Raw genomic sequence first — 13,177 nt, forward strand, 5'->3', positions numbered from 1 at the left:
CAGACGCCTCGATCCGCGGCAGTTCAGCCGTCCACCCGTCCACCCGTCCACCTGTCCAGCACCCTCCACGGCGTCAGCGGCAGCTCGTTGATCTCGACGCCGAGGGCATCGGCCACCGCGTTCGCGATCGCCGGCGCCACGGGAATGATCGGCGGCTCGGCCACGCCTTTCGCTCCGGTGTGATTCGCCACCACGTCCGCCCGATCGATGAAGAACGCATCGATCGACGGTACGTCGCCGATCGTCGGAATCTTGTAGTCGTGCATCGTCGGGTTGAGCGACACGCCGAGCGCCGCATCGACGACGCGCTCCTCGAACAGCGCGTATCCGATTCCTTGAATGATGCCGCCCTCGAGCTGTCCTTCAGCGAGCGTCGGATTGATGATCCTCCCCGAGTCGTGCGCGGCGACGATCCGCAGCACGCGCACGCGCCCCGTCTCGATGTCCACCTCGACTTCGGCGAAGTGCGCGCCGAACGCCGACATCGCGGTCTTGTCGGGATTCGGCCCGCGGCTTCCCTGTCCGATGATCATCACGTCGCCGAGCCGGCCGCAGACGTCCTTGAACATCATGCAACGGTTGGTTGTCGTGTCGCGCAGCTCGCTGTCGCGCGCTTCGATGTCTTCGACGCTGCACCCGAGCAACTCGGCGGCCGCCTCGAAGAGCGAGTCGCGCGCCTCGAGCGCCGCGACGCGCACCGCGGGACCCACCGACGCCGTCGTGATCGATCCCCACGAATTCGACGCGAACGGCAACCGCTCCGTGTCGCCGAGAATCGTGCGAACGTCTTCCAGTCGCGCGCCGAGAACTTCGGCGGCGATTTGCGAGAAGACGGTTCGCGCGCCGGTGCCGAGGTCCTGCGCACCCGTGAGAACCTCGATCGTGCCGTCGCGGTTGATGCGGACGCTGGCGTAGGCCGGAGGTCCCCCGCCGGCATTCCACGTGAGCGACGCCATCCCCACGCCGCGCTTCAGGCGATCCTTGCTCGGGCCTCGCGCGCGAGCGCGATCCCATCCGAACCGCTCCGCGCCGAGCGCATAGCACTCGTCGAGGTGTTTGGCCGAATAGGGGCGCTGTTTTTCTTGATCGTCGTTCGCGTAGTTGTGCCGGCGAAGCTCGAGCGGGTCGAGCTTCAGCTCGCGCGCGAGCGAGTCCATCGCGCACTCCATCGCGTACGAGCCTTCGACGTGTCCCGGTGCGCGGAACGACGCGCGCGGCCCGGTGTGCGTGTACACGAAGTTCTCGGTCGTTCGCACGTTCGCGCAGCGGTACATCTCGTGATAGATCCGTCCCGGGCCTTCCGGATAGCCGCCCGCTCCCATGCCAATCGTCGCGTCGAGCACGATGGCGGTGAGCGTGCCGTCGCGTTTGGCGCCGAGGGTGACGTGTTGCGTGGTGGAGGGGCGGTTGCCCGCGTCGGTCTGCTCGCCCTCGCGGTCGTAGACGCAACGCACCGGGCGCCCGCTCTGTTTCGACAGCGCGCACGCGACGTACGCCGCCATCGACGCGCCGTTCTTCGCGCCGAACCCACCGCCCATGTAGTTCTTGATGACGCGAACGTTGGTGAGCGGCAGGTCGAACGCGTCGGCGAGATCACGTCGAGTGTTGAAGATCCCTTGCGTCGATTCGTAGACGGTGACGCGCCCCGCCGACCAATCGGCGACGGCGCCGTGCGGCTCGAGCGCGGTGTGCAACGCGACCGGCGTTCGGTATTCGCGCGTGATCGTGACGTCGGCGTCGCGAAGTCCCGCATCGACGTCGCCGCGCGCGGTGACGTCCGGCGAATGGCGCGTGAGGTTGCCGGACTTGCGGACGAGCGGCGCATTCCGCGCGAGCGCGGTGACCGTGTCTACCGCGTGCGGCGCTTCAAGGATGTCGAGGCGTATGCGGTCAACGGCTTGGCGCGCGATCTCGAGGGAGTCGGCGCACACGGCGGCGAGCGGCTGGCCCGCGTAATGGACTTCCCGATCGAACAGCCGAATGCCGTCGAGCTTCGTGTTCGGCATGTCGTCGTGCTCGATCGTGCCGCGCACGCCGGCGATGGCGCGGGCCGGCCCAAGGTCGAGCGACACCACGCGTCCGTTCGCGACCGGTGAGCGAAGAATCGCGGCGTAGAGCATCCCCGGCAGCTCGACGTCGGCCGTGTAGCGCGCGGCGCCGGTGACTTTTTCCAGTGCGTCGGCACGCGGTGCGCGTTGGCCGACGACGGTGAGGTTCGCGTCCTCGCCCCAGGGCTCGGGGTTGCGCGACGGGAGCTCGACGATCTTCGTCTCTTCACGTCCCTCGATCTCGACCTTCGTCGTGACGAAGCGCTTAGCCATTCGCCGGCTCCCCGTCGCGCACTCCCTCCGCCGCGGCGAGGACCGCGCGGACGATCTTGGGGTACGTACCGCAGCGGCAGAGATTTCCGCTCATGCCTTGGCGTACGTCGGCCTCGGTTGGATTGGCGTTTTCGGCGAGCAACGCGACCGCCGCCATGATCTGTCCCGGCGTGCAGAAGCCGCATTGCAGCGCGTCGTGCTCGATGAAGGCGGCTTGCACGCGGTTCAGCGTGTCGGCCTTCGCGAGCCCTTCGACCGTCGTGATCTCGTGATCCGCGCACGCCGCGGTGAGTGTCAGACATGAATAGACGGAAACGCCGTCGACCAATACCGTGCACGCGCCGCACTCGCCGCGGCCACACACGAGCTTCGTGCCCGTGAGATCCAAGCGGTCGCGCACGGTCGTCAGCAACGTCTCGTGCCCCGGCGCCGCGACCTCGTGTTCCGCTCCGTTGACGATCACACGCATGGGGCTAACTTAGGCCGTACAAGCCCCCACCGCAGGACCACTCGAGGCAGCTAATGCCCTACGTCATCACCGAAGCTTGCATCAACGTCAAGGATCGCGCGTGTGTCGACGTGTGTCCCGTCGACTGCATTTATGAAGGCGCAGACCAGTTGTTCATCCACCCCGACGAATGCATCGATTGCGGCGCGTGCGAGCCTGAGTGCCCCGTGACCGCGATTTTTCCTGAAGAGGACGTGCCCGCGAACATGAAGCAGTACGTCCAGATCAACCGGGACATCTTCAAGGGCCCCACGCCGCCGGGGAAGCCCCAGAAGTAAACACCAGCCGCGAGCCACAGCTCACAGCATCAGCTGACAGCTACTGCTCGCCGCTGCTGCTCAGGGCTGTTCGTCGAGCCTCATCTCGACAACCACCACTGCTTGGCAGCGAATACGGCCACGAGCGCGAGATACTGAAGGAAGGTGCTCGTCTCGCTCGTGAGCGCTTCCTTCCAGTCGTGCGGTCCCGGCTCGCTTTGCTTCGGCGTCGCGGGGATCCAGCGCGGCGTCGTTCGTTTATACGCGAGATACTCGGGCCCGAAGATCGACTCCAGTACGCCCTCCTCGTACGCGACGATGAAGTAGTACTCGATGGCGAAGACGACGATCGCCAGCGGCACGAGCCACGGCACGCCCGAGATGAGCACGAAGCCCATCCAGATCAGAAAGTTTCCGACGTAGAGCGGGTTCCGCACCCAGCGAAAAATTCCGTAGGTCACGAGACGCTGCACGTCGCGCGAACGGCGGCGGGTCACCGTGCCAGCGGCGGCGACGCCCGAGAGCCGAATCAGCTCACCGGGAATGATCAGCGCGAATCCGAGCAGCCAGCTCGTCGACGTCGGATGCGCGGGCACGAGGAGCGCCAGCAACAAGAAGGGAACGGGCAGCCAGCTGCGCGAGCGAAACAGCAACGCGCCGATGCGCGCGCTCGCGCGCTGCTCCGCGGCGGACCGCGAGGAAGCCGTCTTCGGTGACTCGGAGGGGGAAGTCGACATCAGTTGTACAAGAGCCCGGCGAGAAACTCGCTCACCACGGTGTTGAATGCCGCGGGGCGTTCGAGGTTGGAGAGATGGCCGGCCTGTTGCAGCACCTCGAGCCGGCTGCCGGGGATCGCGGCGTGCAGCGCGCGCGATTCGTCGGGAGGCGTCGCGACGTCCTCGTCGCCCACGACGATCAGCGTCGGCACGTCGATCGTGGCAAGGGTTGGTCCCGAGTCCGGCCGCTCGATCATCGCTTCCAGCCCGCCGATGATTCCGTCGGCGGACGACTGGGCGATCATGCGATGCACGGCATCGTAGATGTCGGGCCGCTTGTCGCGCGACGTCTTGCCGACGAGCGACGCGATTTGCGCGTTGGCGACCGCCGCGCTGCCTTGCGATTCCGCCATCTCGATCAGCGTTCGCCGCCGCTCGATCTGCGCGACCGTATCGGGGCCCGATCGCGTGTCGGCCAGTACGAGCGCGCGAATGCGGCGGCGATGGCGACGCCACAAAGCGAACGCGACATACCCGCCGATCGACAGCCCGACGACTACCGCGCGCTCGATGCGCAACGTGTCGAGCACGCCGGCGACGTCATCGGCGAAGCGGTCCATCGAATACGGCGGCGTCGGCGCCGATTCGCCCGCGCCGCGCATGTCGATCGCAATGCAGCGACACTCGGCGACGAGCGCGCTCACCTGCGGATCCCACATCGTTCGGTTGAGCGGAAACGCGTGCAGAAAGACGACCGGATATCCCGACCCGACGTCGTCGAACGCGATGCTCGCGTCGTCGACGAGCGCGATCACTCCGGCTCCGGCCACGCGGGCAGCCATCGCCGCCACTCGTCCGGAACCGGCACAGGCTCGCCCTGCTGGTTGATCGCCACGAAGACGATCGACGCGTCGGCCACGAGCACGTCGCTGCCGAGCTTTCGCGCTTCCTGTTTGATGATGAAGCTCGTGCGCTTGATCGCCAGCAGGCCGGACCGAATCACGAGGTCCTCGCCCGGAAGCGTCTGCGCCAGGTACCCGATGTCCACGTGGCGCACGACCGAATAGACCGGCTGCCGTGCCCAGTTGCGAATGTCCACCTGCGGCTCGAGCAAGGCCCAACGCGCGCGCTCGAGAAAGTTGAGCATCGACGCGTGGTTCAGATGCCCGAGCATGTCGCAATCGGTCGGGTAGATGTGGAACGTCAGTTCAGGAAGATCGTTCGCGGTCATTGGGGGCGGTGGAGTTCAGAGCACGAGAGTCGAACGTTAACCAGAACAGGGTGGGTCCGTGCTTCGCGAGATCCATGGCGACCTGAAACGCCTTGGCCGAATACGTCGCGTCGAGCTCGATACCGGCGGCGTCGTGCAGCCGCGCGGCCGCGACCGTCGCGCGCTCCGTCTCGCGCCCGTACGCGCCGCCGAAGGCGCCATGCGCGACGTACATCGCCCTGCGTCCCGGGCGCGGTACGCGCCGCTGCACGAGTCCTTCGATGAGCCGCGCCGTGTCCGATGCGAGGCGGCGCGCGCGCGCACGCCGGCCGACGACGAGCGACACCACGCGAACACCGACGACGGTCGTTTTCAGCCCGGCGATCGCGAACGCGAGCGCGAGTCCCGCCGACGTCGCCCCCGTGCCGAACGGAACGACGACGCGCGCCGGCGCCGGGAGCGCGCGGGCCTGAATCTGATCGGCGAGCTCCAAGCCGGCGTTCACGTGTCCGAGCACTCCGAGCGGCGTCGCGCCGCCGGCGGCGATCCATCGCGCACCCTTCGCGCGGCGGCGACGCCACGCCCACGCGTACGCGCCGGCGATCGACCGGAACATCGGCGCTTCGTCGGCGACGCGGCTCGTGAGCTCGGAGATGCGCGTCGCGGTCGGATTCATCACTTGCCGCCAGCGCCCGACGGCGACGTGGGCGCCGAGGCGCCGGCCGTACGTGGCGACGGCGAGCACGTGCGTCGAACCCTCCGAGCCGACGGTGACGAGCAAGTCGTCGTGCAGCACGTTGCCGAGCAAAAACTCGAGCGCTCTCGCCTTGTTGCCCCCCATCGGATCGGCGAACGAGTCGTCGCGCTTGATCCACAGGTTGGCGTCGACCGACGGCACGTGTTCGACGGGCGTCGGTCCGCTCGACAAGACCACGCGCGGGACCGCCGCGAGCGCGGGGTATCGCCGAATCAGCGGTAGTACGGCGCCGGTTAAATTGCCAGCGTGCATACGCCCGTCTATCTCGACACGCCGGAAACCGTCGACTCTTTTCTCGCCTCGATAAACGCCTCCGCCGGTTCAGTCGAATCGCGGAGCATCGCGCTGGACACCGAGGGTGCCAGCTTCCATCGATTCGTCGATCGAATCTACCTGCTCCAACTCTCGACCCGCGACCGCACGGCGATCATCGATCCCATACCCATCGGGCGGCCCTCCGAGCTCGGACGGATCCTCGAGGACCCCGGGATCGAGATCGTTTTTCACGACGCCGACTACGACCTGCGTCTTCTGCAACAAGACTACCAGTGGCAGGTCAGGAACATCTTCGACACGCGCGTCGCCGCGCAGCTTCTGGGTCTTCGGGCGTTCGGCCTGGCCGCGTTGTTGGAGCGGTACTTCGGCGTGAAGCTCGACAAGAAACACCAGCGCGCCGACTGGTCGATGCGCCCCCTCACCCAAGGGATGCTCGACTACGCCGCGCAGGACACGATCCACCTGCTCGAGCTCCGCGATCGTCTCGAGCGCGAGCTCGAGCGCGCCGGCAGGCTCGTCTGGGCGCGCGAAGAATTCGCCCTGCTCGAGGGAACGCGGTGGGCCGACGGCGATTCGGCGGACGCCTTCCTTCGCATCAAAGGCGCGCGCGACCTCTCGCGCCGGGAGCTCGCTGTGCTCCGCGAGCTCGTGCAGTGGCGGGATGGAGTGGCCGCCCAGCTCGACCGCGCGACGTTTCGCGTTGTCGGCAACGAGCAATTGCTCGAGATCGCCAAGCGGCAGCCGTCGTCGCCGGACATGCTGACGAGCATCAAGGGCGTTCCGCGCGGCATGATCGAGAGCCGCGGCCGGGAGATGACGGACGCCGTCGCCCGAGGGCTGACTGTTCCGGAGAACGCGCTCCCCAAGTTTCCGAAAGCGCCCCGCTGGGATCGCGATCCGGATTTCGACGTCCGCGTCGCCGCGCTCAAAACCGTGCGCGACACCACCGCGACTCGCCTGGATCTCGACCCGGGGGTGCTCTGCGCGCGCGATCGACTCGAGGCCGTGGCGCGCAAGAACCCGTCGTCACTCGACGAGCTGGCGGAAGTGCGCGAGCTCCGCGCGTGGCAGCGCGGCTTGCTCGGTGAGGATTTTCTAAAAGCCCTTCCTCGGCCCGCTCAGAGACCCATGTAGTTCCGCACGCGCGGCTCGATCCGGTCGGGTGTCCAGAACGGGGTCCAGACCAGGTTGAGCACCACGTCGTCGACTCCCGGAATCGCGCGCACCGCGCGCTCGATGTCGGTCATGATCTGCGGGCCCGCGGGGCACCCAGGCGACGTAAGCGTCATGTCGATCGCCACGACGGCGTGGTCGACCCGTACCTCGTAGACCAACCCGAGGTCGATGATGTTCAGGTTGAGTTCCGGGTCTTTGACCTTTCGAAGCGCGAGCTTGACCTGATCCGGGCTGGGCGCGGCCTCAGGCGCTGCATCAGCGGCCTTTGTATCGGGCGCCGAAGCCGCCGACGCGCCGTCATGCGCCGGACTATTGGGCTGCTCAGGGTTGGTGTCGTCTGTCCCGCTCATGAAGCGAAACATCGAGGCGCCTTTCGGGCCGAGCAAGCCTCGAGAGCGGTCTCCAGCGGCGAAACACCGGAGTCGTGGGGTCTGCACCACGGTCATCCCGGTGTTCGGCCCCTCCCCCGACGAACGGCCGCCTCAAAACTGGAAGTAGATGAACGGGCTCCGGTGGAGCGGAATGAACAGATAGAGGATCAGCAGCCAGGCCGTCGCGAGAAACGCACTGACGTAGAGCGGAAGTCCTGCTGTAGCGTACGCTGGGACCCCGGTGTGCCTGTCGTCGCTCTTCTGGGGCCGCTCACCGTGGAAGACGCCCACGGCGTGCGCCCCGGCGAGCAGGAGCGCAAAGAGGTACGCGGGCATGTACGTCCATGCGACTCCGCCCGGCGCCAGACCGGCGAGCTTGCGCAGAATCGTCCACGCAACCTCGAAGTTCGGTGAGCGGAAGAAGATCCAGCAGAACGACACGAATGACATCGTGGCGAGCCAACCGAGCGCGCCCGCGACTGGGCCGTTGCCGCGTGCGACCCACGCGGCCGACCTGCGCTCGAGCCAGAACTTATGGACCGCCAACCCAACGCCGTGCAGTAGTCCCCACACGACGAACGTCCAGTTGGCGCCGTGCCACAGGCCGCCGAGGAGCATCGTGATCATGAGATTGACGTACGTCCGCGCGCGTCCGCGACGGTTTCCACCGAGCGGGATGTACAGATAGTCGCGCAGCCACTCCGACAACGTGATGTGCCAGCGCCGCCAGAATTCCGTGATCGACCGCGAGAGATAGGGCATCGCGAAATTCGCCGGCAGGTCAAACCCGATGATCCGCGCGACGCCGACCGCCATGTCGGAGTAGCCCGAAAAGTCGCAGTAGATCTGAATCGAGTAGCTGATTACCGCAACGAAGACCGCCGATGGTGAGTAGAGCGCCGGCTTGGCGAAGACGAAGTCGACATACGTGGACAGGCGGTCGGCGATCAGCATCTTCTTCGTCACGCCGAGCAGTATGATTCGCATCCCGGACATGGTCCGGTGCCAGTCGAGGCGAATCGGCCGTTCCATTTGCGGCAACAGGACCGAAGCCCGCACGATGGGCCCCGCGACCAGCTCCGGGAAGAACGACACGAACATCGCGTAGCGCCACCAGCTGCGACACGCACGCAGCCGGCCGCGATACACGTCGATCGTGTAGCTCATCGTCTTGAACGTGAAGAACGAAATCCCCACGGGAAGTACGATGTCGAGCGGCGCCGTACGCACGTGCAACAGGCTCGCGACGGTGTCGATGAAAAAGTTGGCGTACTTGAAGTAGACGAGAACGCCGAGATTCACGGCGAGGCTCAGCACCAGCCACTGTCGGCGTGCCCGCGGCTCCGCCGTGTCCTCCATTCGAACGGCGCACGCGTAGTCGACCAGGCTCGGAATCGCGAGCACGAGCAAGAATCGCGGCGTGCCCGCGCCGTAGAACACGACGTTGGCGACGAGCAGCAGGGCGAGGCGAGCAGCTTGCGTGGGCATGATCGCCAGGCCGACCAACACCGCCGCGAAGAAGACGACGAACTGATATGAGACGAAGGACATTCGCTACCGAACCTCGCCGGCGAATGTCTGGGGGGGTCGTCGGTGCAGCAGCTTCCACATTTCGGCGCCGACGACCGCGTGGCCCGCCGGATTCAAATGGCCGTTGCCCGGCGTCGTATTGAAGAATCCATGGGCGATGATGCCCGAACGACGTGCCGCGAGCATGGCGGGCCGCGTCGTTACACAGCGAACCTGCTCCCTCGCGCACGCATCGAGCAGCCGGCGCTCGATCGTCGCCGGCCTGACGCCGTCGTCGACCCCCAGCTCGGCCAAGTAAACGAGCGACAGGCGAGGTCCGAACTTGGCCGCCAAGGCGCGCACGACCGCATCGGGCAGCATCGCGAGTTGAAGAGAATCGGGAAGCACATCCGCGTCAGCAGGCGCCGAGCCCGCGCCGACGTCGACTCGTGACTTGGCTGCCGCGGCGCGCGCCTGGCGCCACTGGAGTCTCCATGTGCGTTCCGCGAGAAGTGCCAGGAGGACTGACCGGCGCGGAGGCCCGGGAATCGCAACGGGCGGCGCGGGGAGAATCTGGAGGTCCCCCGAGGAGAGCACTTGCAGGCGGGGGGACGCCTCATGCAACGCGTTGTGGTCGAAATCGTTGTCGCCGAGGGCGATCACGACTTCGGCCGGATTCCAGCGCCGAATCACCGAATCGGCTTCCAGCAGGTAGCGAGATGGAGAAGCGCCGGTCCACCCGTACTGCCGAACATTGAGCGCGACGCCGGCCGCGCGCGCGTCACGCTCGAGGTACGAGCCCATGGTCTCATGGTCGGCCACCGCGGCGGCAACGACGTACGAGTCACCCAATAGAACGACCGTCGGCGCGCCAGGAATTGAAGGGTTCCCCGTGAGACGGGCACCGGCCACCGAAAATCGCGCGAGCGACACGCCCTCGCCGAGCTGACGGCGGACGAGCGTGTCTCCGAACAGCGAGTCCGACTCGATATTGGGCGTCGGCGGTCCTTGTGCCGAGGCGAAGAGACGCAACGCGACTTCCATCGCCACCGCCGCGCCAACAACGCCAAGGGCGAGGGACGAAACTTGTCGCACAAGGCGCGCGGTCACGGCGAACCAGCGTGCGCCAGCCAGTCGGCCGCGATAGGGCACTTGCTATGAAGTCATGCGTTTAGACGACTCTTATGCCTTTTGACGATACCCGGCGAGGAACCGTCACGGATGCCCACAGACCGAGTTTCGGTTGCGCATTGCTTCGGGCGTTCTGTCAGCCGACGCACATTTTCGTAAGCACCGAGGCTCGGGTAGTCCTCCGGTGCTCCCAAGCCCGCCGGCGGCGGGTTACTACGTCATTTGGCGCATGGTCCCGGGCGCCCGGCGACCCGATCGTATGTGCGGCAAACACGCGGTTTCCCGGTTTCCGGCCTCCCACGATCTCGGCCAGACCCATGTCCAAACTCGAGACCCTTCTCCTGCTCGCCGCGACGGCCTCTTCGCTCGCCGCCCAGCGCCAATCCGGTGTCGAGGTCTCGGGAATCCCGGCGCTGAACTTCGACGCCGACGAAGGCTTCGGGTACGGCGCGATCCTCGCGCTCTACAAGTACGAGCCCCGGTCCGCGACCTACCGGTGGACCGTGCAACCGACGGTCTTCATGACCACCCGCGGGCGGCGCGACTACACGCTCTTCTTCGATTCGCCGTCCACGGACGCGAGACCGTGGCGCCTCACCGCGTACGCCGGCCGCGAACAGCAACTGGCCGCGCCGTACTACGGAGTCGGCAACGAGACGGCATACGACGCCGCGCTCGAGACCGGCGCCACACGCTACTACTATCGCTACGGCCTCGATCGCCTTCGCGCCTCGGCAGACGTCCAACACACGCTCGGCACACCGTCGCTTCGCTACCTCGTCGGCGTCGGCGCCTCGTCGGAAACAGTCGATCTCACGCCGTTCGACAGTGGCTCGACGCTCATCGAGAGCGACATGAACGGCAGGCAACCCGCCAGCCGCCGAACGAATTACGTGCGCGCCGGACTCACGTGGGACACGCGCGATCGTGAGATCGGAACCACTTCGGGCACCTGGGCGGACGTTCTCGTGCAGCGCGTCGACTCCAAGCTCGGCGCGTCGTGGAACTACACGCGCTGGACCGCCAGCGCGCGACACTACCAGCCACTCGGCGGCCGCGTCACGCTCGCCAATCGACTGGTGCTGCAGAACACGATCGGCGACGTCCCGTTCTACTCGCTCGCCGAACTTCCCACGGCTCAGAAGTCGCAAGACGGACTCGGCGGCACGAGCAGCATTCGAGGAATCCCCAAGGACCGCTACGTGGGAAAGGGAGTACTCGTGTCGAACAACGAGCTACGATGGCGCGCTGCGGAATTCGGCCTGATCGGGCGCCCGTCATCGCTCGTTCTGAGCGGATTCGTAGACGCGGGCCGCGTGTGGGCCGACGGCGTCGATCTGTCGACGGCGCTCCGCGAGCTGCACAGCGGCTATGGCGGCGGAGCACGACTCTCCTTCGGGCCGAGCTTCGTGATCTCGACGGACGTAGGCCACTCATCGCAATCGACGGCGGCGATATACATCGGGCTCGGGTACCTCTTCTAGGAAGGCGCTACAGCAACAGCAGCCTCGAGCAGCAGCTTTGAGCGGCAGCTGCGAGCCAAAAACTTGCCGCGGAAAAGAAAAACGGCGACGCTGTGCGTCGCCGTTTGTTGTTCAGTTCCACCGGTCCACTGGTCTACCGCTTCGTCGAGCTCTTCTTCGCCGTCGAAGCACTCGGCTTCTTCGTCACCTTCTTCTTCGAGTGGTGACGCGTCGTGTGGATCGGGCGATTCCAGCCGACGGCCTTGTCGGCGCGGAAGCTGGCCGGCATGGCGGGAGGCGTGCCGTAGTCCGTCACGGCCAGGGCGGCGGCGTCGGAGAGGTCGGCGCGGATGTCGGCGATGACCTTCGCCGGCCGCTTCGCCCGCGCCTCGTGTACCCGATTCGTCAACAGGATGACGAACATGTCGCGGTCGGGATCGATCCACATCGACGTACCGGTGAAGCCGGTATGGCCGTACGCATCCTCGCCGAGGTGATCGCCGCAGCTGCCGGCCCCGTCGCAAGTGTCCCATCCGAGCGCGCGCGAGCCTGCCGCCCGCTTGGTGAACAGCGCGACGGTCGAGTCGGCGAAGAGACGCGTGCCGTTGTACTCGCCGCCGTTGAGCATCATCTGCGCGAACACGGCGAGGTCGTTGGCGGTGCTGAACAGCCCGGCGTGTCCGGCGACGCCGCCGAGCGCGAAGGCGTTCTCGTCGTGGACTTCACCCTGAAGCGGGTAACCGCGCGGGGGCGCGACTTCGGTCGGCGCGACGCGCGACTTGAGCGAATCGGCCGGGCGGAAGCCCGTGTCCGTCATGCCGAGCGGTCCGAACACGCGCTCCTGCAGAAACTTGTCGAGCGGCTCGCCGGCCGCGGCTTCGACGACGAAGCCGAGCATGTCCGCGCCGAGGTCGGAATACTCGTAGCAGCGCCCAGGTTCACAGCCGAGCGGCGTTTGGATGACCGCTTCGCGCGCTTCGGCCGGGGAGCTGGCTATGCGCCAGAGGTCGCGGCCGGCGGGCAACCCCGAGCGGTGCTCGAGAAGCATCCGAACGGTGACTTTGTCTTTGTCGCCGCCCGCAAACTCGGGGACGAATTTCGAAACCGGATCGTCGAGCGCGACCTTGCCCTCGTCGAACAGGATCATGAGGGCGGAGGTCGTTCCTACGACCTTGGTAAGCGAAGCGAGGTCGTAGATGGTCCGGTCGGCGCTCACTGGAGTGCTTCCGCGCTCCCAGCTCAGCTTCCCGAAGCCCTTTTCCCACACCGCGGCGCCCCGTCGGCCGACGACGACGGCCGCACCGGGATATCCACCGGCCGAAATACCTCGCTGGACGACGCGGTCGACGACCGCGAGGCGCTGGCTGGACATGCCAACGGCCTTGGGCGCCTTCACTGGAAGGCCGCCGCCATCGTGCACGAGGAGGGTGGTGACGAGAAGGAGAAGCACTGACGACACCTACGGGTTGAGGCCCAACAAAG

At 66.6% G+C, this 13,177-nt stretch carries 13 protein-coding genes; 3 read left to right on the forward strand and 10 right to left on the reverse strand.

Going from position 1 to position 13,177, the window contains the following annotated elements:
- Positions 1 to 23: 23 nt before the first annotated feature.
- Positions 24 to 2,321 (reverse strand): xanthine dehydrogenase family protein molybdopterin-binding subunit, encoded by a 2,298-nt coding sequence (locus tag VGQ44_05030; protein ID HEV8446156.1) that lies wholly within the window; start codon positions 2,319 to 2,321, stop codon positions 24 to 26.
- Positions 2,314 to 2,790, reverse strand: a complete 477-nt coding sequence (locus VGQ44_05035) for a (2Fe-2S)-binding protein (protein HEV8446157.1) — start codon at positions 2,788 to 2,790, stop codon at positions 2,314 to 2,316. Before VGQ44_05035 ends, VGQ44_05030 begins: the two co-directional genes overlap by 8 nt.
- Positions 2,791 to 2,843: 53 nt before the next feature.
- Between VGQ44_05035 and VGQ44_05040 the strand changes: the two genes are divergently transcribed.
- Complete coding sequence (locus VGQ44_05040; GenBank protein ID HEV8446158.1) at positions 2,844 to 3,107, forward strand: ferredoxin family protein; 264 nt, start codon at positions 2,844 to 2,846, stop codon at positions 3,105 to 3,107.
- A gap of 80 nt (positions 3,108 to 3,187) precedes the next feature.
- On the opposite strand, the gene VGQ44_05045 is transcribed toward VGQ44_05040, so the two are convergent.
- The 4 genes from VGQ44_05045 to VGQ44_05060 are packed head-to-tail and all read right to left on the reverse strand — an operon-like array spanning position 3,188 to position 6,021.
- Entirely contained in the window at positions 3,188 to 3,823 is a 636-nt protein-coding gene (locus tag VGQ44_05045) for an isoprenylcysteine carboxylmethyltransferase family protein (GenBank protein HEV8446159.1), read from the reverse strand.
- Entirely contained in the window at positions 3,823 to 4,644 is an 822-nt protein-coding gene (locus VGQ44_05050; GenBank protein HEV8446160.1) for an alpha/beta fold hydrolase, read from the reverse strand. Before VGQ44_05050 ends, VGQ44_05045 begins: the two co-directional genes overlap by 1 nt.
- Positions 4,614 to 5,033, reverse strand: coding sequence for a thioesterase family protein (locus VGQ44_05055; protein HEV8446161.1), 420 nt, complete (start codon positions 5,031 to 5,033; stop codon positions 4,614 to 4,616). Before VGQ44_05055 ends, VGQ44_05050 begins: the two co-directional genes overlap by 31 nt.
- On the reverse strand, positions 5,011 to 6,021 hold the full coding sequence (locus tag VGQ44_05060; GenBank protein HEV8446162.1) for a pyridoxal-phosphate dependent enzyme: 1,011 nt from the start codon (positions 6,019 to 6,021) through the stop codon (positions 5,011 to 5,013). Before VGQ44_05060 ends, VGQ44_05055 begins: the two co-directional genes overlap by 23 nt.
- On the opposite strand from VGQ44_05060, the gene VGQ44_05065 reads away from it, so the two are divergent.
- Positions 6,016 to 7,179 carry an HRDC domain-containing protein gene (locus VGQ44_05065; GenBank protein ID HEV8446163.1) on the forward strand — a complete coding sequence of 388 codons (1,164 nt, stop codon included), beginning with the start codon at positions 6,016 to 6,018 and terminating at the stop codon, positions 7,177 to 7,179. The genes VGQ44_05060 and VGQ44_05065 overlap by 6 nt on opposite strands.
- On the opposite strand, the gene VGQ44_05070 is transcribed toward VGQ44_05065, so the two are convergent.
- The 3 genes from VGQ44_05070 to VGQ44_05080 all read right to left on the reverse strand — a co-directional run bounded on the left by VGQ44_05070 (position 7,164) and on the right by VGQ44_05080 (position 10,196).
- Positions 7,164 to 7,571 (reverse strand): metal-sulfur cluster assembly factor, encoded by a 408-nt coding sequence (locus tag VGQ44_05070; GenBank protein ID HEV8446164.1) that lies wholly within the window; start codon positions 7,569 to 7,571, stop codon positions 7,164 to 7,166. The genes VGQ44_05065 and VGQ44_05070 overlap by 16 nt on opposite strands.
- Before the next feature lie 132 nt (positions 7,572 to 7,703).
- Complete coding sequence (locus VGQ44_05075) at positions 7,704 to 9,143, reverse strand: MBOAT family protein (protein ID HEV8446165.1); 1,440 nt, start codon at positions 9,141 to 9,143, stop codon at positions 7,704 to 7,706.
- A gap of 3 nt (positions 9,144 to 9,146) precedes the next feature.
- Positions 9,147 to 10,196, reverse strand: coding sequence for a hypothetical protein (locus VGQ44_05080; protein HEV8446166.1), 1,050 nt, complete (start codon positions 10,194 to 10,196; stop codon positions 9,147 to 9,149).
- Positions 10,197 to 10,549: 353 nt separating this feature from the next.
- On the opposite strand from VGQ44_05080, the gene VGQ44_05085 reads away from it, so the two are divergent.
- Positions 10,550 to 11,716: a BamA/TamA family outer membrane protein gene (locus VGQ44_05085; GenBank protein HEV8446167.1), complete on the forward strand. Its 1,167-nt coding sequence runs from the start codon at positions 10,550 to 10,552 to the stop codon at positions 11,714 to 11,716.
- Between the two features lie 133 nt (positions 11,717 to 11,849).
- On the opposite strand, the gene VGQ44_05090 is transcribed toward VGQ44_05085, so the two are convergent.
- Complete coding sequence (locus tag VGQ44_05090) at positions 11,850 to 13,145, reverse strand: serine hydrolase (protein ID HEV8446168.1); 1,296 nt, start codon at positions 13,143 to 13,145, stop codon at positions 11,850 to 11,852.
- Positions 13,146 to 13,177: the final 32 nt, after the last annotated feature.

The sequence above is a fragment of the Gemmatimonadaceae bacterium genome (assembly GCA_036003045.1).
GTDB lineage: Bacteria > Gemmatimonadota > Gemmatimonadetes > Gemmatimonadales > Gemmatimonadaceae > JAQBQB01.